The sequence below is a fragment of the Amycolatopsis kentuckyensis genome (genome assembly GCF_041679295.1).
Classification (GTDB): domain Bacteria; phylum Actinomycetota; class Actinomycetes; order Mycobacteriales; family Pseudonocardiaceae; genus Amycolatopsis; species Amycolatopsis kentuckyensis_A.
On record NZ_JBGDMD010000001.1, the window covers coordinates 410981 to 434313 of the forward strand.

Below are 23333 nucleotides of genomic sequence, written 5' to 3' on the forward strand. Positions count from 1 at the left end.
CTATAGCAAAAGTACGGTGGCCGTCACGACCTACGGAAGGGGCCGACGATGACGTTGACCACCCCGCGCGTCCGGACCGGGCGCATCACGTTCTTCGTGGCCCTGGCCGTCTTCGCCCAGGAATCGACGTGGAACCTGTACGACTCGCAGGTGCCGCCGCTGCTGCGCGAGCACCTCGGCAGCGCCGCGCTCATCGGCGCGCTGATGGGGATGGACAACCTGCTCGGCATCTTCGTCCAGCCGTGGATGGGCAACCGTTCGGACGGCACCCGCACGGCGTGGGGCCGGCGCATCCCGTACCTCGTCGTCGGCATGCCGGTGGCGGCGCTGCTGTTCGTCCTCATCCCGCACGCCGCGGCGTCACTGCCGCTGCTGGTCCTCACGATGTTCGGCTACGCGCTGGTCGCGAACTCCTTCAAGCCGATCGCGGAATCGCTGCTGCCGGACTTCATCGCGCCCGAGCGGCGCAGCCGGGCCAACGCGGCGGTCAAGATCGCCTCCAGCATCACGGTGATCGTCGCCGCGCTGATCAGCCTCTTCCTCGTCGACGACTTCCCGAAGCTGTCGTTCGCGATCCCCGCCGTCCTGATGGTGGGCTCGGTGGCCGTGCTCGGCTGGAAGGTGCGGGACAGCCGGTCGCCGGCCTACCGGGCCGCGCTCGAGGAGGACCGGGCCGAGCCCGGCGAGGCTTCGCCGCGGGTGCGGATGCGTGACGTCCTGCTCGACATCGTGCGCGACGCCGATCGCAGCCGGCTGCTGGTCATCGCCGCCGTCTTCGCCTTCGGCAGCGCGTGGTTCGCCTCGCGGTCGCTGATCACCAACTACGGCATGGAGACCCTGGGGCTGTCCCGCGGTGACGCGGGCGGGCTGACGCTGCCCAGCGGGCTGGCCTTCCTCGTGGCCGCCTACCCGGTCGCCCTGCTCGCCGAGCGCTTCGGGCGGCTGCGGGTGATCCTCGCGGGGATGGCGGTGTTCGCCGCCGCGATGGTCCTGGGCACCGCGATCGCCACGCCCACCGGCGTCGTCGTGGCGATGTGCGTGGCGGCCGTGGGCGCGGCGGCGTTCATGGTCAACACCGCGGTCGTGCTGTGGAACCTCGCCCCGTCGGCCCGCGTGCTGGGCACCTACTCCGGCCTCTACACCGTCGGCTGGTCGGGCGGCGGGTTCGCCGGGCCGGCCCTGGTCGGCGGCATGGTCGACGTCACCGGGTGGCGGTACATGCTGCTCGACGTCGGGGTGGTCACCGCGGTCGCGGTGCTGCTCGTCGCCCGCGTCGCCGTGCTGCAGCGCCGCCGCACCGACGGACGTGTCCTGTGACGCGCGTCCTGATCACCACGGACTACCTGCGTCCCGGGGACGAGGTCGACGAGTACCTGCGCGCCGCCGGCCTGGAGCCCGTGTACTCGCCGAAGACCGGCCGGCGCGACCCGGAAGCCCTGGTCGCGGCCCTGGCCGGGATCGACGCCGCGCTGGTGGCCAACGAGCCGTTCACGGCCGGCGTGCTCGCCCGCACGCCGCGGCTGCGGGTCATCGTCCGGACCGGTGTCGGCTACGACTCCATCGACGTCGAAGCCGCGGCCCGCCAAGGCATCAGCGTGAGCAACCTGCCCGGCGTCAACGCGAACGCCGTGGCCGAGTACACGATGGGTCTGCTGCTCGCGGGCGCCCGGCGGCTCGTGCAGTCCGCCACCGGGGTGGCGGCCGGGGGCTGGCCGCGTGCGGAAGGGCGCGAGCTGCGCGGGTCGACGCTCGGGCTCATCGGCTACGGCGCTTCGGCGCGGGCCGTCGTCCCGCTGGCCCGCGCCTTCGGGATGACCGTCGTGTGCACCTCCCGCCTGCGCGGGCCGGGTGTCCGGTTCGTCGAGCTGCCCGAACTACTGTCCACTTCGGACTACGTGTCCGTCCACACGGCACTGACCGAGCGGACCCGGGGCCTGCTGGACGCGGTGGCCTTCAAGCAGATGAAGCCGACGGCCCTGCTGGTCAACACCGCTCGCGGCGCGATCGTCGACGAGGACGCGCTCGTCGCGGCCGTGCGCGTCGGGGAGATCGCGGGCGCGGCGCTCGACGTCGTGGGCGAAGAGCCGCTGCCCGCGGACAGCCCGCTGCGGGAGGTGGCCGGGATCGTCGTCTACTCGCACCTGGCCGGGCAGACCGCCGAAGCACGCCGGGCCGCCGGTCTGCGCGGCGCCGAAGAACTGGTCGCGGCCCTCGAAGGCCGGGCCCGGCACACCGTGAACGGAGAGGGATGAGGGACAGAGGGATGAGGGACATGGACAAGGTTCGCGTGCTGGCGCCGAGCGGGATGCTCGGCGCCGGCTGGGACCACGCGACGGTCGAACGCGGCATCGCCCTGGGCGCCGACGTCATCAGCATCGACGGCGGCTCGACCGACTCCGGCCCGTACTACCTCGGCGCCGCGACGGCGAAGACGACGGCCAAGGCGGTGGCGCGCGACCTGCGCAGCCTGTTCACGGCGGCGGCCGGTGCCGGGATCCCGGTCATCGTGGGCTCGTGCGGCACCAGCGGGACGGACGCCGGCGTCGACTGGGTCGCCGGGATCGCCGCGGAGGTGCTGGCGGAGGAGGGCTTGGACCTCCAGGTGGCGCGGATCTACAGCGAGCAGGACGCCACCGGCCTGAAGGAGTACCTGGACCGCGTCCACCCGTTGCCGCCCTTGGGAAATCTCGACGCGGAGACCCTCGAAAGCTGCACGCACATCGTCGGCGCGATGGGGCACGAGCCGATCGTCGAGGCGCTGCGCGCGGGAGCCCAGGTCGTGCTCGCCGGCCGCGCGACCGACACGGCGGTCGCGGCCGCCTACCCGCTGATGGTGGGCATGCCGGCCGGCCCGACCTGGCACGCCGCCAAGATCATCGAATGCGGCGGCCAGTGCACCAGCAACCCGCGCGCCGGCGGGGTACTGGCCACGATCGACGCCGACGGGTTCACCATCGAGCCGCTCGACCCGGCGTCGGCGTGCACGCCGATCTCGGTGGCCGCGCACATGCTCTACGAGACCGCGAACCCGTTTGAGATGCGCGAACCCGACGGCACCCTCGACGTCCGCGACGCCGAGTACACCGCCGTCGACGACCGGATCGTCCGCGTCACCGGGTCGAAGTTCCACCACGCCGCCCAGCACACGATCAAGCTGGAGGGCGCGCGGATCACCGGGTACGAAACGATGTCGTTCTCGGCGATCCGGGACCCGCTGGTCCTCGCCGACATCGACACCTGGGCGGAGCTGATGCGCACGCTGATCACGCAGCGGGTCGGCCAGACCCTCGGCCTCACCGACGGCGAATACGCGTTCGACCTGCGCCTGTACGGCCACAACGCGGTGCTGGGCGAGCTGGAGCCCGAGAGCGGGCCGCCGCGCGAGGTGGGCGTGATGCTGCTGGTCAACGCGCCCGACCAGGCGACCGCGACGGCGGTGGCGAAGGTGGCCAACCCGCTGATGCTGCACCTGCCGACGCCGTCGATGGACTACCTGCCGAGCTTCGCGTTCGCGTCGTCGCCAGCGGAGGTGGAGCGCGGCGCGGCGTACGAGTTCGTGCTGAACCACGTCGTGGACTGCGCGCCGCTGGAGCTGTTCCGCATCGAGACCGGGGAGACCACCGATGCCTGAGACCACTTTGGCGGACCTGGCCCACGAAGTCCGGTCGAAGAACGCGGGCCCGTTCTGGGTCACGATGGAGCTGTTCCTGCGCGACGCCGACGGCTATCGCATCGCAGCGGACGAGACGTTCCTGAACGAGCGGGTGATCGCGTCGCTGTACCGCGTCGATCCGGACACGATCCGGATTTTCCGGATCCCGTCGCTCAACGTCGTCAAGATCTCCTTCCCCCGCCCGGTCAGCCAGGGCTCGCTGCGCGACCGCGACATGCACGCGGGCCAGCACCACGTGCCCCTCGCGCGGCTGGTGGTGCCGTGAGCTAGACCGGGTCGGCGGTGTACTCGACCCCGACGACGAGGTCCTGCAGCCCGGCCAGGTCGGCGCCCGGGTCGGGCGTGAGCGTGAACCGCCACGGCTGCTCGACCGGTTCCCCGAGAACGGCGTTGAGGGGCTGGTCCGGCGTCGGGCTGCCGGGCAGGCGGAGGGGTTCGCCGTTGGAGAGCGCGGTCCCGGCGTCGAACGTGAACGCCGCGGTCGCGCCGGCGAGGTCCAGCGTGCCGGTGACCGTGGGGCCGGTGCTGCCCGGCAGCGCGAGCAGGACGTTGGCGATCCGGCGGTTCCCTTCCTCGGCGGGATAAGGGATCTTGGCGAGGTCGAGTTCGACCTGCCCGCCGCCGCCGGCCTTGACGGCGGCCAGTGCGGCCGGGGCGAACCGGGCCGCGGAGACCAGCAGCAGCCGGCGGGGTGCGGGCGCCGCCGGGGTGCGGCGGAGGGCGTCGGAGAAGCGGGCGAGCCCGTCGATCCGCAGGACGACGTCGGTGATCGTGTCCCACGCGGTGGCGCTCGCTTCGCGGTCGAGGTGCAGCGTCCAGCCGGTGTCGAGGCCGATGCCCTCGAACGGGCCGAGCACGTCGTGGCCCTCGGGGACCGGCGTGCCGCTTTCGGAGACGGCGATCGCGTCGGCGAACCGCAGCAGCGGGCGCGTGGTGAGGGTTTCGTCCACACTGGCCTGCGAAACGCCGTGGTTGACCAGGGTGCCGCGGACGCGGCGGCCGGCGGTGAGCATCCGGACCTCGACGGCGACGCTCCGCACGCGGTGCCCGAAGGTGCCGGGGAAGAACGCTCGGGCGGTGGCTTCCGTGGTGGCGAAGGAACATTGTCCGCGCGTCTTCAAGGCACCGAAGGCGAGCGGGAATTCTTCGGCCAGCGACACCGCGTACCGGTAGGGGACCAGCGCGCGTTCCCCGGCGACGCGGGTGGCTTCGAGTTCGGCGAGGTCGCCCTGGAGCTGGTCGGCGCCGGTGACGCCGGCGAGGTCGCGGGCCAGGTAGTCCATCCGGAGCACCCGCAGCCGCCGGTCCTGTTCGAACGCGAGCGCGCGCTCGGCGAGCCAGCCCGCCCAGGCGCCGAGGTCGAGGTAACGGCGCAGGACCCGCCGCAGCACCTGCGTGACGGCGGTCCAGAACTCGGCGTTGAGCAGGCGCAGGGTGCCGAACGCGAGGAGGTCGCCGGCCAGCCGGACGTCGGCGTCGGCGATGGTGGCCTGCAGCTTGGCGATGGTCACTTCGCGCTGCTTGGCCTCGACGTTGCCCCGCGCCAAGGGCAGTGCGACGTCCTGGAGGCGTTTCAGCTCGCCGGCTCGCCCGGCGTAGGCGGCGGCCATGCCGGACATGCTCGTGTAGCCGGCGTAGTAGAACGCCCCGAAGCCGGCGAGCACCGACGCGCCCGCGCCGAGCCCGAGCAGGCCGGACGCGGACGCGTCGCCGAGCCCGGCTTCGGCGGCGAAGCCTTCGCCGATGCCTTTCGTCGCGAAGCCCGGCAGCCCGGTGAACGTCTTGACCAGACCCGAGCCGAAGTCGGACAGCTGGCCGAAGAAGCCGTCGTGGTCGGCGATCTCGGCCTTCTTCGCCGCGATCTGCGCTTCGACGTCGGTGACCTGCTGCTGGGCGACCTGCACCTGGTGGGCCGCGATCTGCGCCTGCTCCCCGGCGATCGCCTTCTGCGCGGTGGCTTTCGCCAGCAGGTTCGACGTGCGCAGCCGTTCGACCGCGAGGTCTTCGAGGTGCGCGGTGGCGGCGAGGAAGTCGCGTTCGGCCGCCTTGGCCAGCGCGGCGAACCGGTCGGCGGCGTCCTTGAGGGTGCGGTAGCGCTGCACCGGGACGGTTTCCTCGGTGCCGCCGAAGTAGTTCAGGCCGGCCTCGATCCGGGTGAAGCCGAGCCGGGCGCGCCCGACCTGCGCGACGACGGCCGGATTCGCCGACGCGCTGGTGTAGCCGCCCAGCAGCGTGAGGACGTCGGCCTGCCAGGCCGGGCTGACGCGCGGATCGTCGCCGTGCAGCCACAGCACGGCCTTGTAGAGCTCGCGCGCCCGCGCGGTGCTCGCCGGATCGTCGGCGCGGAACAGCGCGTCGGCCCATTCGAGCAGTACGGTTCCCAGGCGCAGCAGCACGAACCGGCGGTCGACGCGGTGCAGCAGCCCGGCGATCTTCGGCGGGCGCAGCTGGCTGTACTCGTCGTAGAGGCTTCCGTACGGGACGGCGTCGGGTGCCTCGATGTCGGGCTGCACGACCTGCGGCCGGTCCGAGCGGTCGAAGGTGAACGGCAGCGGCCCGTCGGTGTACAGCCCGGGCACCCCGGCGTTCTGGATCGCCTGGTACCCGGCCGGGTCGTCCTGGCCGGCCGCGCCGACGGCGACGGCGCTCAGGCCCTCGAGGCACTTCGCGGCCTCGGTGAAGCGGCCGACGGCGAGCAGGGCGTCCGACCGCCAAACCCACGCGAAGTACAACGCGTGGAGCACCAGGGCGGCGGTCATCCGCTTGACGGTCCAGTCACCCGGGAACGGGAAGTCGTAGGGCGTCTCGCTCACGTAGGCCGACCCGGAGCCCAGGTAGCGCTCGAAGGCCGCCAGCTGCGGCTTGGTGGTGACGGTCCGGCGCTTGCGGGCCTGCAGCGGCGGCTCCAGCGGGTACCCGGCTTTCTGCTGCTCCTTCACCAGCTCGAGGGCACGGTTCGTCGTCGTGTCGAGCAGGTTCAGCGCCTGCGGGTATTCGCTCTGCAGCAGCAGTTTCTCGATCTTCGCGATGTCGGCGAACACCGCGATCGCCTTGACCTGCCAGGCTTTCGCGGGTCCTTCGGCGGGAGTGGTCGCGGCCAGGTCGGCGGCGCGCAGGGACCGGCCCATCGAGAAGACGTTCTCGGGGTGGAAGGGCGCGGTCGCGGCCAGCCACTCCTCGTACTCCAGGAAGAACGGCGCCCGGCCGCGCTGGACGTCGGGGATGATCGTGCGGTTGCGCACGTCCGGCGGCGTGTGGAACGGGTCCGGCTGGGACTGGAAGCTGTCCCGGAAGAAACCCAGCAGCGTGGCGACGTTTTCGGCGACCGGGCTGCTCGGCACCTGGTCGGCGCGGGCGAGGTCGATCCGGAACCGCAGGCCCAGTTCTCTCGTGGTGACGCCGGAAAGCCCGATCAGCTTGTCCAGGTAGGACCGCGCGTCGAGGTCGCCGCGGTCGGGCAGGGCGCCGGCGGGCAGGCCGTAGCCGGTCGGCGCGGGTTCGGTGAGGATGCGCGTCACGACGCCGATCGCGAGTTCGCCGGCCGGCCGCGGAGCCGTGTCGCGGGTGGTGAAGTCCTGGTGGAAGCGGGCGGTCAGCTGGGCGCGGGCCTGCGCGGCGGTCAGCGGTTTCTCGCCGCCTTGCTGGAGCCAGTAGTCGTCGTAGGCGCACAGCTTCGTCCACACCGAGAGGAGGTAGTCGCGGTAGCCGACGAGCGGGAGCAGCGCGCCGATCCGCGGGCCGTCGAGGAGGTGATCGGTGGTGAAGCGGTCGGCGTACCGGTTGAGGACGTCCGCCAGCCCGGCTTGGCCCAGCGCGCCGAAGTCGATCGGCCAGTCCACTTGGGACAGATCGGCGAAGCTTTCCAAGCGGGAGCGCAGTTCCAGCAGGGCCTGCCGGACCGGTTCGGCGTCCGCGTGGTCGCCCAGGCCGGCTTCGTAGGCGGGCAGGTCGTGGGCGAGCGTCTGCCACGGCGGAAGCGTCCCGAACCGGCTCAGCGTGCCGGACGGGTCGAGGAAGGCGGTCTCGAGTTCGGTCACGGCCCGGACGCGGACGGCCTGGTCGGGCACCACCGCGGGATCGCGGACGAGGGCGAGCAGCTCGTCGACGCGGCCCTCGCCGTCGCGGGCCAACGCGGCCCAGTCGACGTCGGCGGCGGGGACGTCGATGGTGAGCTGCAGGAATTCACCCAGCCGGGTGGTGCCCAGCTCCTGGGGCGGCTGGTCGCCGAGCGCGCCCCGGATGGTCACCGGTTCGCCGTCGCCGCAGGTGACCACCCGGACCAGCCAGTCCGCGACCTGATCTTGCAGCAGGAGCGAAAACCGCCCGTCGGCATCGCTGATCCCGGCCGCGACGTCGTGTTCGCAGGAGCTGTCGAGTCTCAACTGGACGGTGAGCCGCACGCCGGCGACGGGTTCACCCCGCCCCCGATCGACGACGACGCCGCTCCCCAGGCTGGGTCGGGATCCGAGCTGTTCCGGCATGGCGTCCTCCTGGGTGGTCCGGCCTTCCGCCAGCACTCAAGAGCACGCCGCCCGCCGCCAGATACCTCCGCTACCAGGGCAGCACCCCGGTCTCGTCGCGGAGAGTTCCGGTCGGGCCGCCGGCGTCCAGGGTGGCCAGCCGCACGACGACCTCGGCGCTCTCCCGCGGTGACCGGCCGATGCCGAACGCGGCGGTCATGTCGGTGGCGGTGGTGCCGGGCTCGACCGCGTTGAACTTGATGCCGGGCTGGGACTTCGCGTACTGGAGGGTCAGCATGGTGGCCGCCGCCTTCGACGCGGAGTAGAGCGCGAGCGGCAGCTGGTACTCCGGCCGGTCCGGATTGGTCACCGCCCAGAACGACCCCGCGCTGCTGGAGACCGTGACCACGGTGGGATTCGAAGACTTGCGCAGCCAGGGGAGGGCCGCCTCGGTGACGCGCACGATCCCCACGGCGTTGGTGTCGAAGACCCGCAGGGCCGTCGGCCCGTCGAGGGCTTCGCTGCCGAGGACGCCCGCGTTGTGGACCAGGACGTCGAGGAGCCCCTCGGCCGCGCCGATGGTGGCCAGCGCGCCGGTGACCGACGCGTCGTCGGTGACGTCGAGCCGGACGAACCGCGCGCCGAGCTCGGCCGCGGCTTTCTCGCCCCGCTCGGGGTCGCGGGCGCCGAGGTAGACGGTGTGGCCTCGCTGCAGGAGCTGCTTCGCGGTCTCGAAGCCGATGCCCTTGTTGGCGCCGGTGATCAGGGTGACGGTCATGGTCGTTCCTTTCGGGCGGTGAGCTGCCGGTGCAGCTCGCCGGCGTCGTGCAGGGCGGTCATGTGGACGAACCGTCCGTTGTGGACCTGGTAGATGGCGTACTCGGTGATTTCGAAGGAGGCGCCGGTGGGCGCGACGCCGAGCCACTCCCGCACCGGGGTGCCGGTGTTGACCAGGCGCGCGGCCAGCCGGTCGCCGTCGAAGAGCAGTTCCCGGAGCTCCCAGTGGAGGTCCGGAACGGCGGCCACGTCGGCTTTCTGGACGGCGATGAGGTCGTCCCGGGTGGCCGGCTCGCCGTTCAGGGTGGTGCGGTCGGCGATGAACCCGGCCATCCCGCCGAACCGGTGGGCGTTGAGCTCTTCGAGGTAGCGCAGGTAGAACTCGCGCAGGTCGGACATCGGGTGTCCCCGTCCCGTCGATTTCCGCATCGATCGATGCAGAATTCGACCGTAGCACGTTTTGCATCGATCGATGCGGAAAGGTCAGGAAAGCGGCCAGGCGCGCAGGGCGGCGTCGGCCATCGCCTGGAGTTCCTCGCGGGGGACGCCGCCGGCGGCCTGCACGGCGATGCCGTACGCCAGGGCGGTGACGAAGCGGGCCAGCACGACGGGGTCGGCTTCCGGGGGCAGGTCGCCGTCGTCGACGGCTCGTTCGAACCGGTCGCGGAGGGTGGCGTAACCGTCGTCGCGCCAGCCGACGAGCAGGTCACGGGCGCCGCGGCCGGAGTCGCCGGTGACCAGGGCGCCCTGGACGCCCAGGCAGCCGTTCGGGCCCGCCGGCCGGGTGGTCGTCTCGATCGTGCCCGCGATGAGCGCGGTGGTGACCTCGAGTGCCGTGGGCTGTTCCAGCGCGTCCACGACGTAAGCGCTGGGGCCTTCGGTGTAGCGCTCCAGTGCCTTGCGGAACAGCTCTTCCTTGTTGCCGAAGGTCGCGTACATGCTGGTGGTGGAGATGCCCATCGCCTCGGTCAGGGTGGCCAGGCTCGCGCCCTCGTAGCCGTGCTCCCAGAAGACCAGCAGGGCGCGCTCGAGGGCCGCGTCGGGGTCGAACCCCCGCGGCCGGCCGGCCGGACGGCGCTTCCCGGTCTTCATCCCCCCAGCCTACCGCTTTCGCATCGATCGCTGCGGAATCTGGCCCAGGAACCCGGCTTGATACTGGTACCCCCTAGGGGTATGGTCGACCGGGCCGGGACACCGCACTTCTGGGAGGACACCATGAGCCGGACGACGTTCACCGTCACCGGGATGACCTGCGGGCACTGCGTGGCTTCGGTCGGTGAGGAGGTCGGGGCGATCGACGGTGTCACCGACGTCGCCGTCGACCTGCCCACCGGGGCCGTCACCGTCACCAGTGCCGAGCCGGTCGACGAAGCGCGCGTCCGCGCCGCCGTCGAAGAAGCCGGGTACACCCTCGCCGGCTAGCCGGCGACCGGAACTCAAGGGATCAGTGCCATGAACACCACAGCACGGCTCGCCGTGTTCGGCGGGGCGCTCGCCCTGCTCGCGGCCGGCGGATTCGTCGTGGGCAAGGCGGCCGGCCCGGTCGCGACCGCGGCCGCCGAGGAGGCCGGGCACGGCGGGGGCCACGCGGAGACTACGACCGAGATCGGCCTCCCGGGCGGGCTCGCGTCCAGTCAGGACGGTTACACCTTCGCCGACCCGGTCGCCGAAGCCGGACGGTTCTCCTTCCGCATCACCGGTCCGGACGGCAGGCCCGTCACCGCGTTCGACGTCGAGCACGAGAAGAAGCTCCACCTGATCGTCGTCCGCCGGGACACCGCGGGCTTCCGGCACGTCCACCCCGAGCCGGCCCCGGACGGCACGTGGAGCGTCCCGCTGGCCCTGCCCGCCGCGGGGTCCTACCGCGCGTTCGCCGACTTCGCGCCCACCGGCGGGAAGCCGATGACGCTCGGCGTCGACCTCTCGGTCGCGGGGGACTACCGGCCGGCGACCTTCGCGCCCAGCCGCGTCGCGACCGTCGACGGCTACCGCGTCGAACTCGCCGGGGACCTGACCGCGGGGAAGACGTCGCCGCTGACGCTGACCGTCAGCCGTGCCGGTGTCCCGGTCACCGACCTGCAGCCCTACCTCGGCGCCTACGGGCACCTGGTCGCGCTGCGCGGCGGGGACCTCGCCTACTTGCACGTCCACCCCGAGAGCGGACCCGGCGCCGGACCCGAGGTGCGCTTCGCCGCCGAAGTCCCCAGCGCCGGGACCTACCGGCTGTTCCTCGACTTCCGCCACGGCGGCGTCGTCCGCACCGCCGAATTCACCGTCGCCACCGGCCACTGACCGCGAAAGGAGAGCCGATCATGACCGAGATCGAACTCGCGATCGGTGGCATGACGTGCGCGTCGTGCGCCAACCGCATCGAGCGCAAGCTCAACAAGCTCGACGGCGTCACCGCTTCGGTCAACTACGCCACCGAGAAAGCCCGCGTGCTCGCTCCCGAAGGCGTCGACCCGGCGACCCTGGTGGCCACGGTCGAAGCCGCCGGCTACCACGCGACGCTGCCCCGGCCGGAGCCGCCCGAGTCCGAAGTGGACGAAGAGGATCCGGCGCGGCCGGTGCGGCAGCGGCTGATCACCAGTGCGGTGCTGGCGGTGCCGGTGATCCTGGCGGCCATGGTGCCGGCGCTGCAGTTCACGTACTGGCAGTGGATTTCGCTGACGCTGGCCGCGCCGGTGGTCACCTGGGGCGCGTGGCCGTTCCACCGGGCGGCGTGGACGAACCTCCGCCACGGCGCCGCGACCATGGACACGCTCGTGTCGATGGGCGTGCTGGCGGCGTTCGCGTGGTCGGTGTGGGCACTGCTGTTCGGCACGGCCGGGGAGCCGGGGATGGTGCACCCGTTCGAGCTGATGGTCGCGCCCTCGGACGGCGCCGGCAACATCTACCTCGAGGTCGCCGCGGGCGTCACCACGTTCATCCTGGCCGGCCGCTACTTCGAGGCGCGGTCCAAGCGCCGCGCCGGCGCCGCGCTGCGGGCGTTGCTGGAGCTGGGTGCGAAGGAAGTCGCGGTGCTGCGCGGCGGCGCCGAGGTCCGGATCCCGACGTCCGAGCTGGCGGTGGGGGACCGGTTCGTCGTGCGGCCCGGGGAGAAGATCGCCACCGACGGCGTGGTCGAGGAAGGCCAGTCCGCCGTCGACGCGTCGATGCTCACCGGGGAATCGGTGCCCGTCGAGGTCGGCGAAGGCGATGCCGTCACCGGCGCGACCGTCAACGCCGGGGGCCGGCTGGTCGTGCGGGCCACGCGCGTCGGGACGGACACGCAGCTGGCGCAGATGGCCAAGCTGGTCGAGGACGCCCAGAGCGGGAAGGCGGACGTGCAGCGCCTGGCCGACCGGGTGTCCGGGGTGTTCGTGCCGATCGTGATCGGGCTGGCCGTGGCGACGCTCGGCTTCTGGCTCGGCAGCGGCGCCGGCGCGGCGGCCGCGTTCACCGCCGCGGTCGCGGTGCTGATCATCGCCTGCCCGTGCGCGCTCGGCCTGGCCACGCCGACGGCGCTGCTGGTCGGCACCGGCCGCGGCGCCCAGCTCGGGGTCCTGATCAAGGGCCCGGAGGTGCTGGAGTCCACCCGCCGCGTCGACACGGTCGTGCTGGACAAGACCGGCACGGTCACCGCCGGCCGGATGACGCTCACCGGTGTCCACCCGGGTGAGGGCGTCGACGAGACCGAGCTGCTGCGGCTGGCCGGGGCCTTGGAGGACGCGTCGGAACACCCGATCGCGGCGGCCATCGCCCGCGGCGCCCGGGAGCGCGTCGAGCTGCCGGCCGTCGAGGACTTCGCGAACGTGGAAGGCCTCGGTGTGCAGGGGACCGTCGACGGGCACGCCGTCCTCGTCGGACGGACCGCGTTGCTGGCGGACTGGAACCAGCCCCTGCCGGACGACCTCGCCGCCGCGAAGACCGCGGCGGAGGAACGGGGGCACACGGCAGTCGCGGTGGCCTGGGACGGCGCGGCCCGCGGCGTCCTGGTGGTCGCCGACACGGTCAAGCCGACGTCGGCCGAAGCGATCGCCCAGCTGCGCGCGCTCGGGCTGACCCCGGTGCTGCTGACCGGGGACAACGCGGCCGTCGCCCGGGCGGTGGCCGCGGAGGTGGGGATCGACGAGGTCATCGCGGAGGTGCTGCCGGCGGACAAGCTGGACGTCGTCAAGCGGCTGCAGGACGAGGGCAAGGTCGTGGCCATGGTCGGCGACGGCGTCAACGACGCGCCGGCGCTCGCCCAGGCCGACCTCGGGCTGGCCATGGGCACCGGCACGGACGTCGCGATCGAGGCGAGCGACCTGACGCTGGTCCGCGGCGACCTGCGCGCGGTGGCCGACGCGATCCGGCTGTCCCGCCGCACGTTGCGCACGATCAAGGGCAACCTGGTCTGGGCGTTCGCCTACAACCTGGCGGCGCTGCCGCTGGCCGCGGCCGGGTTGCTGAACCCGATGATCGCGGGCGCGGCGATGGCGTTCAGCTCGGTGTTCGTGGTCGGCAACAGCCTGCGGCTGCGCGGTTTCCGCTCCGGCGCGGCCTGAGCCGCCGCCGGGCCGTTCCCACGGGGACGGCCCGGCGGGTCCGCTACTTGAGGGCCATCCCGGGGATGCGCGCCCGGATCGCGTCCAGCTCGGCCTCGTCGGAGACGCCCTGCCAGTCGTAGCGCGGCGTGTAGGGCGCTTCCAGCAAGCGGACTTCGTCGTCGGTGAGCTCGACGTCCAGCGACGCGACGGCGTCGTCGATCTGCTTCGTGGAACCCGCGCCGACCAGCGGAGCGGTCACGACGGGCTGGCGGCGCAGCCACGCGAGGGCGATCTGCGCGCGGCTCACGCCGCGGGAGCCGGCGATTTTCCCGACGGCCTCGACGATCGCGCGGTTCGATGCCTCTTCGCTGGGCGAGTAGAGCATGTCGGCGAAGGCGCCGTCGGTCTCGGCGCGGGCCGTGGACTTCGCGTCGTCCCAGGCGCGGGCGAGGCGGCCGCGGGCCAGCGGGCTCCAGACGATCGTGCCGACGCCTTCGTCGAGGCACAGCGGGATCATTTCGCGTTCTTCCTCGCGGTGCAGCAGGTTGTAGTGGTCCTGCATGGACACGAATCGCGCCCAGCCGTGTTCGCGTTGCAGGTGCCGGGCTTTCGCGAACTCCCACGCGGGCATCGAGGACGCGCCCAGGTACCGCACCTTGCCGGCCTTGACGAGATCGTGCAGCGCTTCGAGGGTCTCTTCGAGCGGGGTGGCGTGGTCGTTGCGGTGCACCTGGTAGAGGTCGATGTAGTCGGTGCCGAGCCGGCGCAGCGAGTGCTCGACCTCGGTCATGATCGCTTTGCGGGACAGGCCTTTCCCGTTGGGACCCGGGCGCATGGGGTGGCGCAGCTTGGTGGCGATCACGACGTCGTCGCGGTCGGCGAAGTCCTTGAGCGCGCGGCCGAGGATCTCCTCGCTGGAGCCGTTGGAGTACATGTTCGCGGTGTCGAAGAAGGTGATGCCGGCGTCGAGGGCGTGCTTGATCAGCGGGCGCGCGTCTTCTTCGCCGAGGGACCAGACGGGGTGGCCGCGGTCGGGCTCGCCGTAGGTCATCGCGCCGATCGCGATGGGCGAGACGTCGAGGCCGGTGGTGCCGAGCTTCACGTAGTGCATGGGTGGCTCCCTGACGAGATGATGTGGAGAGGTCTCCGGATACGTCGCCGACCTTAGTGGAGACCTCTCCGCTTGTCAAAAGGGCGGCATGGAGGCTCTCCGGGTACCTGGATCACCAGGGTCTCCCGAACGTCCGGGACGCCTGTCAACCTCGATTCGGAGCTTCCCCGACCGAAGGAACGAACATCCATGGCGGACAACCGGTTCACCGCGCACGCGGACCTCTTCGACCTGAGCGGCAAGACCGCACTGGTCACCGGCGGCACCCGGGGAATCGGGCTGATGATCGCGCGCGGCCTGCTGCAGGCGGGCGCTCGCGTCACCATCAGCTCGCGCAAGGCGGACGCGTGCGCGGAAGCGCAGCAGCAGCTGTCCGAATTCGGGGACGTCCGGGCGTTCCCCGCCGACCTGTCCCGGCACGACGAGTGCCGGCGCCTCGCCGAGCTGGTCACCGGCGACTCGGACCGCCTGGACATCCTCGTCAACAACGCGGGAGCGATGTGGCGCGAACCCCTGGAAACGTTCCCGGACGAGGCCTGGGACGAGGTGATCGACCTCAACCTCAAGTCGCCGTTCTGGCTGGTGCAGGCGCTGCTCCCCGCGCTTCGCCGGGCGGGCACCGCCGACGATCCCGCGCGGATCGTCAACATCGGCAGCATCGCCGCCATCCACGTCGCCGCCGCGCCCAACTACTCCTACGCCGGCAGCAAAGCGGGACTCCACCAGCTCACCCGGGTGCTGGCCCGGGAACTGGGCCCGCAGCACATCACGGTGAACGCGGTGGCCCCGGGACCGTTCCCGTCGCAGATGATGGCGGCCACGCTCGACGCCATCGGCGACGAGATCGCGGCGAAGGCCCCGCTGCGCCGCCTCGGCCGCGACGACGACATGGCCGGTATCGCGGTGTTCCTCGCCGGCCGGGCCGGGGCCTACCTGACGGGCACGATCATCCCGGTCGACGGCGGCATCGCCACGACCGCGACGGGTACCTAGTACCTGCGCGGCGACGCAATGAACGACTCTTTCATGGCGTCTGGCGACGTGAATGAGTCATTCATGGCGTCTGGCGACAGGGTCCCGGCAAAGTCGGATCGGAGCGGCCGGTCCGGTGGCCGGTGACGTCATGAACGAGTCGTTGATGACCATCGAAGCTCGGCATTCTGTCGAAGCGCCTCTTCGGTCCAGCGTTCCGTGGGCGGGGCCGGGAACAGCTGTCCTGTCAAAGCCCTTCCGGCACCCCGAAGCTGTCATTGTGACTACGGCCGGCAGCACCGCGTCAAGGCGGGAAAGATGCCTTGACCCGGCGTTGCCGGCCGTGTTGTGGCTTCGGATCGGGGTGCGGGGGAGTCTGGGTTCTCGTCGGTGTCTGTTCTCGGGGGCCTCTCGCCTTTGGCGTCGGCCTTTGTGGCGTGGCGAGGCGGTGGGCAGTCGTTCAGGTGGCGGTTGGCGGATGGCATAAACGAGTCGTTCATCTCGCCGGATGCGATGAACGAGTCGTTGATGACCGCCGAAGCTCGGCATCCTGCCGAAGCGCTTCTTCGGCCCGGCGTTCCGCGGGCGGTGGTGCCGGGCGGAGCATCGCCCCATCCGACTTTGCCGGAGCCCTGGCGTCTGGCGCCGTGAATGAGTCATTCACGGCGTTGGGGGGCGGGCCACCGGGCCGTGCGGGGACAGCTGTCCTGGCAAAGCCCCTTCCGGCACCCCGAAGCTGTCATTGTGACTACGGCCGGCAACACCGCGTCAAGGCGGGAAAGATGCCTTGACCCGGCGCTGCCGGCCGTGTTCTGGCTTCGGATCGGGGTGCGGGGGAGTCTGGGTTCTCGTCGGTGCACGTTCTCGAGTTCCCCTTGCCTGGGGAGCCGGCGTCGTCCGGCCGGGGCGTCGGGGGTACCGGCAGAACCTCCCTCCGCCCGCGGACAGGGCTTACGGTGACCAGGTGACCACGATCGACCTGCGCACCGAGATCAAGGAATTCCTGCGCTCCCGTCGCGCGCGGATCTCGCCCGAGCGGGCGGGGCTGCCTGCCTACGGCGGCAACCGCCGGGTCGCGGGGCTGCGCCGCGAAGAGGTGGCTCTGCTGGCCGGGGTGTCGGTCGACTACTACGTGCGCCTGGAGCGCGGCAGCCTCGGCGGCGCCTCCGACGGGGTGCTCGACGCGGTGGCCGCTGCCCTGCAGCTCGACGAGGCCGAGCGCGATCATCTGTTCCACCTCGCGCGGCAGTCCGGGGCGGCCGGCGGTCCCCGCCGCCGGCGCCCCGCCGGGACGGTGCGTCCGGCGCTGCGGCAGGTGCTCGACGCCATCACCGACGCGCCGGCTTGGCTCTGCAACGGCCGTTACGACGTCCTGGCCACGAACCACCTCGCCCGCGCGCTGTATGCACCGCTGCTGGCCGACCCGCGACGGCCGGCCAACACCGCGCGGTTCGTTTATCTGGATCCCGAAGCGGCGAAAGCGTTCTTCGTCGACTACGACCGGATCGTCGGCGATGTGGCCGCGAAGCTGCGCATGGAAGCCGGCCGCAATCCGCACGACGAGGAGCTGATCGCCCTCGTCGGCGAACTGTCGACGCGCAGTGAACTGTTCCGGCAGCGGTGGGCGTCCCAGGACGTCCGGCTCCACCGGTCCGGGCGCAAGCGGCTGCACCACCCGGTGGTGGGCCGGCTCGACCTGGACGTCGAGGCGATGGAGCTGCCCGCCGAACCCGGCCTGGTCCTGACCGTCTACACCGCGCCCGCCGGCACGGCGACCGCGGACGGGCTGGCCCTGCTGGCGTCGTGGGCGGCAGGCCAGGCCGAGACTCAGCTCTTCCAGACCACCGGGGACTTGTCGTAGCCGTCGCCCTTGTCGAACGTCGCGGCCTCGACCGTCGCGCCTTCGCGGGCGCCCTGCAGCGTGCACGTCTCGAACTTCGCGCCCGCCGCGGTGAAGTCCTTGCCCGCCGTGCCCGACTTGCACCGGTCGGTGCTGCCGGTGATGATCACGCCCGTCGAGCGGCCGTCGGAACCGAGGGCACGCAGCGACACCGACGAGTAGGCCAGGTCGGCGCCGTCGACGTTTTCGACCGTCGCGCGCAGGTAGTACGGCGTGATGCCCTTCGCCTTGTCGCCGTACTTCGCGAGGTCGGCGTTGTCGCCCTTCTCGATCGCGGTCACGGTGATCGCGATCGTGCCGGACTTGTTCGTGCCGTACTTGAACGGGACCACCGCGCGCTCGCCGAGCTTCAGCTCGGTGCCGGGCTTGGTGACGTCGCCCACCGGAGCCGCCGCGGCCGTCGAAGACTCCGGGGCTGCGGAGGCCGGGGCGCTGGTCGGCGCGGCGGGCACGGCCTGGCCGGACTCCCCGCCGCACGCGGACAGCAGGAGCGCGGCGGCGCAGGAGGCGAGCAGGGCGGTGGTGCGGACGTGCTTCATGGATCTCCTCGGACGACCCCGCCGGACGGGTTCCGGCCGGGCGGAGCCGAGCGCCGCGGCCGACCCGGGGAACGGTCGCGGCGGCCGGCACGGGGCGCCCTCGCGGCTCCGTCGGCCGGACGCTAACCCGGGCGCGCCGCCGGTGGTGTGGGCCGTTCGCACCACACGGGGGTCACAGGTCGTCGACGCCGATCAGGCCGTCCTGGATGGCTCGGGCGACCAGCGCGGCCTTCGTCGGCGCCTCGCGGCCGATGCGCGCGTACTTGACCCGGATCCGCTCGAGGTGGGAGTTCACCGTGCTGGGCGAGATCCCCAGCCGGTGCGCGACGAACTCCTTCGATTCCGACTGGAACCACTCGACGAGCACCTCGGTCTCGCGCGCCGACAACGCGGGCCGCGTCTCCGACCGGTCGCCGGCGAGCGCCCCGGCCAGCGACGGCGGCGTGTACGGCCGGTCCTGCGCCGCCGCCCGCGTCGCCTCCACCAGGTGCCCGGCGCCCTCGGCCTTCGTCAGGTAGGTGAGCGCGCCCAGTTCGAGGCACTGCAGGGCGACGTCGTCGTCCGCGCGCATCGAGTAGACGACCACCCGGCGCCCGGCCTCGGCCAGCCGCCGCAGATCGCCGAACGCCGGCGCGGGGCCGCCCAGGTGCAGGTCGAAGATCACCACGTCGGCGGCCGCGCCGTCGCCGAGCCAGGCGGCTTTGACGTCCTCGCCCTCGGCGACGACGTCGATCGGCGGGTCGCCGGCCGCCAGCCAGTACGCCACGCCGGCGCGCACCGCCGGGTGGTCGTCGACCACCACGGCCGTCACTCGGGTCGCCACCGCGCCTCCATCCAGGTCTGCCCGTCCCGGGACTGGGACGTCACGGGGACCGCCGCCGCTCCGGTGAATTCGGCCTCACCATCCGCGAAGACGGCGACACGCACCAGCTCGGGGGTCCGCAGCACGCTCACGCGCGCCCGGGTGCGGGCGGCGGCCAGCGCGGTGAACACGGGCGCGGCCAGCTCGCGCCGGACCTCGGCCGGGACGGCGACGACGTCCCCGCTGACGGCGAGGGTCACGGCGACCCCGCGCCGCTCGGCGACGTCCAGGCCGGCGGTGACCTCGTGCACCAGCGGATCGGGCACGTCGTCGTTCTCGGCGAAGAGCCGCCGCAGCTGCGCGGCGGCGAGCGCGCACCGGGCGCGGGCGTCGGCGGTCCCGGGGTCGACGGTCCCGTCGGCGAGCCCGGCGAGCAGCGGCAGGGTGGCCCCGAGCTGTTCGGCGAACCCGGCCCGCAGCTCCCGCCCGGCCTGCGTGGCGAGGGCGGCCCGGGTGGCGAGGCGTTCGCGTCCGGCGGCGGCCGCGGCGGCGTCGGAGGCCCGGCGGTCGAGCAGCCGGATCAGGCCGATGATGGCGAGCTGGAAGGTGGTGACGGCGAACAGCACGATGCCGGCGTCGCCGAGCTCGGTGCGGGTGGGGGTCCCGTCGAGCAGGAACTGGGCCACGCTGACCCCGACGTGCCCGCCGAGCGCGGCGAGCAGGGCCGGAGTGCGGTCGGCGAGGAGGACGAGCAGGTGCCACCCGACGAGCCCGAAGGACCAGTGCGGTTCGCGGAAGAAGGAGCCGGGCGGAAGCGCTTCGGTGGCGGCGAAGGAGGCGAGGAGGACTCCAAGGGTCCCGGTCACCGCGACGGCCATGGGGAGCGGCTTGCGGCGGAGGATCCAGATCGCGGAGAGGGCGAGGGTCGCGGCGAGGAGTCCGTAGGCGAGGTCGGGAGCGAGGGGCGGGCGGTAGGCGGCTTGGTGGCGGAGCAGGGGCGGGAGGCTGAGGCCGAGCTGGATGGTGCCGGTGACGCCGAGCAGCACGATCCGGATGGCCGCGGCGAGGCGGATCGCTGGGTCGGCGGGCGACGACGCCACTGGATCAGCCACGCGACCACCCTCGATCGGGAACGCGGTCCCGGCCGCCGGCTCACCCACGCGCCCACCTCAACGTCACCGTCGTTCCCTCGCCCGGCGCCGACCGCACTTCCGCCGTCCCGCCGGCCGCGCTCATCCGTTCCACCACCGACCCGCGCACCCCGCGCCGGGCCGCCGGCACGCACGACGGGTCGAACCCCACCCCGAAGTCCGTGATCGTCACCGCCACCCCGCCCGGCACCGCGAACAACCGCACCGCGACCGAATCCGCCCCCGAATGCCGTTCCGCGTTGCGCAACGCCTCCTCCGCGGCGCGCACCACCGCCAACGCCGCGGCCGCCGGCACCAGCGGCACCGGCTCCCACACCGCCGACACCGGCAACGCGCGCCCGGTCAGCACCTTCCGCAGCCCCGCCTCGACGTCGACCGGCGTGTCGACCGAGCGGTCCGGGGCCGTCAAGATCGCCAGGTCGCGAGCCGCGTACCCGGCCACCGACGCCCGGTCGGCCGCCGTCCCCGAGGCCACCGCCAGGAACGTCGCCGACGCCGTGTCGTGCAGCAGTGCCAGGTACTCGCGCTCGCGTCTCCGCCGGTCCTGCTCGAGCGCCGCCGCCTGCTCGAGGGCCGCCTGCTCGGCGCGCACCGCGTCCGTGCGGGCCGTCGAGCGGACCAGCAGCACGAACGCCACCCGCGCCAGGACGCTCTCCACCACCACCCGCAACGCCACCGGCAGCCAGTCCCCGCCCCCGAACGCCGCCCCGAGCGCCGGCAACGCCACCAGCACCGGCGCGGTCAGCCGCGGCGAGTGCTCCCACTGCCACGTGATCGCGGTGATCGTCAGGACGTTCACCGCCCACAGGCTCGCCTCGCCCGGCACCGACGTGATCCACGGCTGACACCCCGCCACCGCGCCGGCCCGCGCCGCCACCAAGGCGAACGACCCGCCGAAGACGTCCACCACCAGGCTCAGCGCGAGCAGGCCGAACGCCAGCGGCAGCGCGTCGCCCGGGGCGGCCACGACGCCGAACACGCCGACGACCGTCGCCGCCACCGCTCGCGCGGGGCCCGCGAACCGCGTGACCGACGCCCGGAACTGCGCCTCGACCGGCCCCGGCGCGCTGGCGGTCATCACCCTCCCGGGCACTGCGGAAATCGGACGTGCTGTTTCTACCAGGCGCCGCCTGACGCGCAATTCTGTCCATAAAGGCCGGTAATCAATCACTATCGAGCACTTGACATGCCCGGTCCTGCTCGCTTTACTGCTGGACACGTCGGAACGGACGCCCGACGCCAGAGGTACGCCCAGCCGGTATGTCGGCCGCCGCCGCGAGCCCGGACTGAGTCGCCAGGACCTGCTCGTGGTCCGAGGCGGGGTCGTGCCCACCACCATCCGGAGTTCGAGGATGCCCCCTTCCCGCGTTCAGTTCCTGACCGGAGCCGCTCTGGCCGCCGTCGTCCTGGCCGGCACCGCCTGCTCCGCCGACGCGACCCCGCCGGCCGGCGCGGCGACGACTGCCGCCGTCACGCCACCCCCGGTCAAAGCCGGCTTCGACTACCAGATCGGCGGGGCCTACACCCCGGCGAGCGACGTCAAGGTCCTCAGCCGCGACCACACCGCCCAGCCCGCCCCGGGGCTCTACAACATCTGCTACGTCAACGCTTTCCAGGCGCAGCCCGGCGCCGAGGGGGAGTGGGGCGACCTCCTCCTGCGGGACGCGAACGGCAACGTCGTCATCGACGAGGACTGGGACGAAGCCCTCCTCGACCTGCGCACCGCCGACAAGCGCCAGCGCGTCGCCGCGAAGGTCAACGCCTGGGTCGACGACTGCGCGGCCAAGGGCTACCAGGGTGTCGAGCCCGACAACTACGACAGCTTCACGCGCTCGCGCGGCCTGCTGTCCGATGCGGACGCCCAGGCCTACATCCGCCTGCTCTCCGCGCACGCCCACGCGAAGGGACTGGCGATCGGGCAGAAGAACACCTCCGAACTGGCCGGGAACCGCCAGGCGAACGGGCTCGACTTCGCCGTCGCCGAAGAGTGCGGCCAGCAGAAGAACTGCGGGGAGTTCACGCCCGCGTTCGGCGACCACGTGATCGTCATCGAGTACACCGACAGCGGGCTCAAGACCGCCTGCAGCCGGTGGAGCTCGCTGAGCATCGTGCGGCGCGACCTGGACGTCGTCCCGAAGGGCGAAGCCGGCTACGTCCGCAAGACCTGCTGATGGACCGGCGCGGATTCCTGCGCGGCGCCGCCGGGCTGACGCTCGGCGCCGCCGTCGCGGGCTGCGGCCCGGCCCGCGGCGCCGGTGGCCCGGTCACCGTCGAGGTCTGGCACGGCCAGACCGACACCGGCAAGAAGGTCCTCGAGGAGCTCGTCGCGGACTTCCACCGCACCCACCCCGGGATCCGGATCGACCTCGGCGGTGGCGTGCTCGCCGACGCGATGCTGCAGAAGGTCACCGCGGCGCTCGCGTCGGGGTCCTTCCCGGACATCGCGTACGTCTTCGGCTCGGACCTCGCGAGCGTCGCGCGCAGCCCGCAGGTCGTCGACGTCACCGATCTCGTCGACGCCGGACCCGGGTTCTGGGCCCCGGCAAGGGAAGCCGTCACCGTCAACGGCCGCGTACGCGCGGTCCCGGCGCTGCTGGACTCGCTGGCCGTGGTGTGCAACAAGGCGTTGTTCGAGAAAGCCGGGCTCCCGCTGCCCGCCGCGGGCTGGACGTGGGCCGATTTCGTCGACACGGCGAAGAAACTCACCGACCCGGCCGACGGCACCTTCGGCACCGCCTGGCCCGCCACCGGTGACGAGGACACCGTCTGGCGGATCTGGCCGATGGTGTGGGACCTCGGCGGTGACGTCATCGGCGCGGACGGCCGCGGCATCGGGTTCGCCGACCAGGGCGTGCGGGCCCTGGAGGTCGTCCGCGACCTCGCCGCCGCCAAGTCCGTCTACCTCGACCCGAAAACCGGCAGCGAGCAGATGTACCAGGCGTTCGAAGCCGGCCACATCGGCATGGTGCCGACCGGCCCGTGGCAGCTGCCCGACATCGCCGACGCCGGGGTCGACTACGCGATCGTGCCGCTGCCCGGTTTCAGCGGCCGCCCGGTGACCATCTCCGGCCCGGACACCTGGACGCTCTTCGACAACGGCGAGGAACGCGTCCGGGCGGCGCGCACCTTCCTGTCCTGGCTGGCGGACCCGGCCCAGGACGTCCGCTGGGACGACGGCGCGGGCAGCCTGCCGCTGAGCCCGCAGACCAAGGACCTGCCCGCGTGGCAGGAGAAAACCGCCGAGACGCCGGGCCTGCCGGTGTTCGTGGACGCGCTGGCGAACGCCCGCGTCCGGCCGGTGCACCCGGCCTACCCCCAGGTGTCGGCGGCCGTCGGCACCGCGATCGTCGCCGTGCTGCTCGGCCAGGCGAGCCCGGCCGACGCCCTGCGCGACTGCGCCGCGGCCGCGAACGCCGCCCTGATCATCCCACGCTAGG

At 72.6% G+C, this 23333-nt stretch carries 20 protein-coding genes; 11 read left to right on the top strand and 9 right to left on the bottom strand.

The window, feature by feature from the left end; translation table 11 throughout:
• Positions 1 to 48: 48 nt before the first annotated feature.
• From ACERZO_RS01820 to ACERZO_RS01835, 4 genes are read left to right on the top strand one after another with little or no spacing between them, the layout of a single operon-like run.
• Entirely contained in the window at positions 49 to 1317 is a 1269-nt protein-coding gene (locus ACERZO_RS01820) for an MFS transporter (RefSeq protein ID WP_372660593.1), read from the top strand.
• The gene (locus tag ACERZO_RS01825; protein ID WP_372660596.1) at positions 1314 to 2252 is read left to right on the top strand and encodes a phosphoglycerate dehydrogenase; all 939 of its coding nucleotides are present in this window, start codon (positions 1314 to 1316) and stop codon (positions 2250 to 2252) included. Before ACERZO_RS01820 ends, ACERZO_RS01825 begins: the two co-directional genes overlap by 4 nt.
• Before the next feature lie 20 nt (positions 2253 to 2272).
• Positions 2273 to 3631 (top strand): acyclic terpene utilization AtuA family protein, encoded by a 1359-nt coding sequence (locus tag ACERZO_RS01830; RefSeq protein ID WP_372660599.1) that lies wholly within the window; start codon positions 2273 to 2275, stop codon positions 3629 to 3631.
• On the top strand, positions 3624 to 3938 hold the full coding sequence (locus ACERZO_RS01835) for a DUF4387 domain-containing protein (protein ID WP_372660602.1): 315 nt from the start codon (positions 3624 to 3626) through the stop codon (positions 3936 to 3938). Before ACERZO_RS01830 ends, ACERZO_RS01835 begins: the two co-directional genes overlap by 8 nt.
• A 1-nt stretch (position 3939) precedes the next feature.
• Here the strand turns inward: ACERZO_RS01835 and ACERZO_RS01840 are convergent, their stop codons facing one another.
• The 4 genes from ACERZO_RS01840 to ACERZO_RS01855 all read right to left on the bottom strand — a co-directional run bounded on the left by ACERZO_RS01840 (position 3940) and on the right by ACERZO_RS01855 (position 10002).
• Positions 3940 to 8154 (bottom strand): Tc toxin subunit A-related protein, encoded by a 4215-nt coding sequence (locus tag ACERZO_RS01840; protein WP_372660605.1) that lies wholly within the window; start codon positions 8152 to 8154, stop codon positions 3940 to 3942.
• Between the two features lie 70 nt (positions 8155 to 8224).
• A complete protein-coding gene (locus tag ACERZO_RS01845; RefSeq protein ID WP_372660608.1) occupies positions 8225 to 8911 on the bottom strand; it encodes an SDR family NAD(P)-dependent oxidoreductase in 687 nt (228 codons plus the stop codon).
• On the bottom strand, positions 8908 to 9309 hold the full coding sequence (locus tag ACERZO_RS01850) for an ester cyclase (protein WP_372660611.1): 402 nt from the start codon (positions 9307 to 9309) through the stop codon (positions 8908 to 8910). The genes ACERZO_RS01845 and ACERZO_RS01850 overlap by 4 nt, the downstream gene beginning before the upstream one ends.
• Before the next feature lie 84 nt (positions 9310 to 9393).
• The gene (locus tag ACERZO_RS01855) at positions 9394 to 10002 is read right to left on the bottom strand and encodes a TetR/AcrR family transcriptional regulator (RefSeq protein WP_372660614.1); all 609 of its coding nucleotides are present in this window, start codon (positions 10000 to 10002) and stop codon (positions 9394 to 9396) included.
• A 123-nt stretch (positions 10003 to 10125) separates the two neighbouring features.
• On the opposite strand from ACERZO_RS01855, the gene ACERZO_RS01860 reads away from it, so the two are divergent.
• The 3 genes from ACERZO_RS01860 to ACERZO_RS01870 are packed head-to-tail and all read left to right on the top strand — an operon-like array spanning position 10126 to position 13439.
• Positions 10126 to 10332, top strand: a complete 207-nt coding sequence (locus ACERZO_RS01860; RefSeq protein WP_372660617.1) for a heavy-metal-associated domain-containing protein — start codon at positions 10126 to 10128, stop codon at positions 10330 to 10332.
• Between the two features lie 30 nt (positions 10333 to 10362).
• Positions 10363 to 11202 carry a hypothetical protein gene (locus tag ACERZO_RS01865; RefSeq protein ID WP_372660620.1) on the top strand — a complete coding sequence of 280 codons (840 nt, stop codon included), beginning with the start codon at positions 10363 to 10365 and terminating at the stop codon, positions 11200 to 11202.
• 20 nt (positions 11203 to 11222) lie between these two features.
• The gene (locus ACERZO_RS01870) at positions 11223 to 13439 is read left to right on the top strand and encodes a heavy metal translocating P-type ATPase (RefSeq protein WP_372660623.1); all 2217 of its coding nucleotides are present in this window, start codon (positions 11223 to 11225) and stop codon (positions 13437 to 13439) included.
• 43 nt (positions 13440 to 13482) lie between these two features.
• Here the strand turns inward: ACERZO_RS01870 and ACERZO_RS01875 are convergent, their stop codons facing one another.
• Positions 13483 to 14532: an aldo/keto reductase gene (locus ACERZO_RS01875; protein WP_372660626.1), complete on the bottom strand. Its 1050-nt coding sequence runs from the start codon at positions 14530 to 14532 to the stop codon at positions 13483 to 13485.
• Between the two features lie 189 nt (positions 14533 to 14721).
• Here ACERZO_RS01875 and ACERZO_RS01880 point away from each other — a divergent pair, with 189 nt between their 5' ends.
• Together ACERZO_RS01880 and ACERZO_RS01885 are read left to right on the top strand one after the other, a co-directional pair.
• Positions 14722 to 15525, top strand: coding sequence for an SDR family oxidoreductase (locus ACERZO_RS01880; protein ID WP_372660629.1), 804 nt, complete (start codon positions 14722 to 14724; stop codon positions 15523 to 15525).
• A gap of 943 nt (positions 15526 to 16468) precedes the next feature.
• Positions 16469 to 17365 (top strand): helix-turn-helix transcriptional regulator, encoded by an 897-nt coding sequence (locus ACERZO_RS01885; RefSeq protein WP_372660632.1) that lies wholly within the window; start codon positions 16469 to 16471, stop codon positions 17363 to 17365.
• On the opposite strand, the gene ACERZO_RS01890 is transcribed toward ACERZO_RS01885, so the two are convergent.
• From ACERZO_RS01890 to ACERZO_RS01905, 4 genes are all read right to left on the bottom strand, one after another.
• The gene (locus ACERZO_RS01890) at positions 17332 to 17943 is read right to left on the bottom strand and encodes a hypothetical protein (protein WP_372660634.1); all 612 of its coding nucleotides are present in this window, start codon (positions 17941 to 17943) and stop codon (positions 17332 to 17334) included. The two genes, ACERZO_RS01885 and ACERZO_RS01890, sit on opposite strands and share 34 nt — an antisense overlap.
• Before the next feature lie 172 nt (positions 17944 to 18115).
• Positions 18116 to 18766, bottom strand: coding sequence for a response regulator transcription factor (locus ACERZO_RS01895; protein ID WP_372660637.1), 651 nt, complete (start codon positions 18764 to 18766; stop codon positions 18116 to 18118).
• Positions 18751 to 19857, bottom strand: coding sequence for a hypothetical protein (locus ACERZO_RS01900; RefSeq protein WP_372660640.1), 1107 nt, complete (start codon positions 19855 to 19857; stop codon positions 18751 to 18753). The genes ACERZO_RS01895 and ACERZO_RS01900 overlap by 16 nt, the downstream gene beginning before the upstream one ends.
• 40 nt (positions 19858 to 19897) lie before the next feature.
• Positions 19898 to 20974, bottom strand: a complete 1077-nt coding sequence (locus ACERZO_RS01905; protein WP_372660643.1) for a sensor histidine kinase — start codon at positions 20972 to 20974, stop codon at positions 19898 to 19900.
• Between the two features lie 274 nt (positions 20975 to 21248).
• Between ACERZO_RS01905 and ACERZO_RS01910 the strand changes: the two genes are divergently transcribed.
• Positions 21249 to 22067 (top strand): endo alpha-1,4 polygalactosaminidase, encoded by an 819-nt coding sequence (locus ACERZO_RS01910; RefSeq protein ID WP_372660646.1) that lies wholly within the window; start codon positions 21249 to 21251, stop codon positions 22065 to 22067.
• Positions 22067 to 23332 (top strand): ABC transporter substrate-binding protein, encoded by a 1266-nt coding sequence (locus tag ACERZO_RS01915; protein ID WP_372660649.1) that lies wholly within the window; start codon positions 22067 to 22069, stop codon positions 23330 to 23332. Before ACERZO_RS01910 ends, ACERZO_RS01915 begins: the two co-directional genes overlap by 1 nt.
• Position 23333 lies beyond the last annotated feature (1 nt).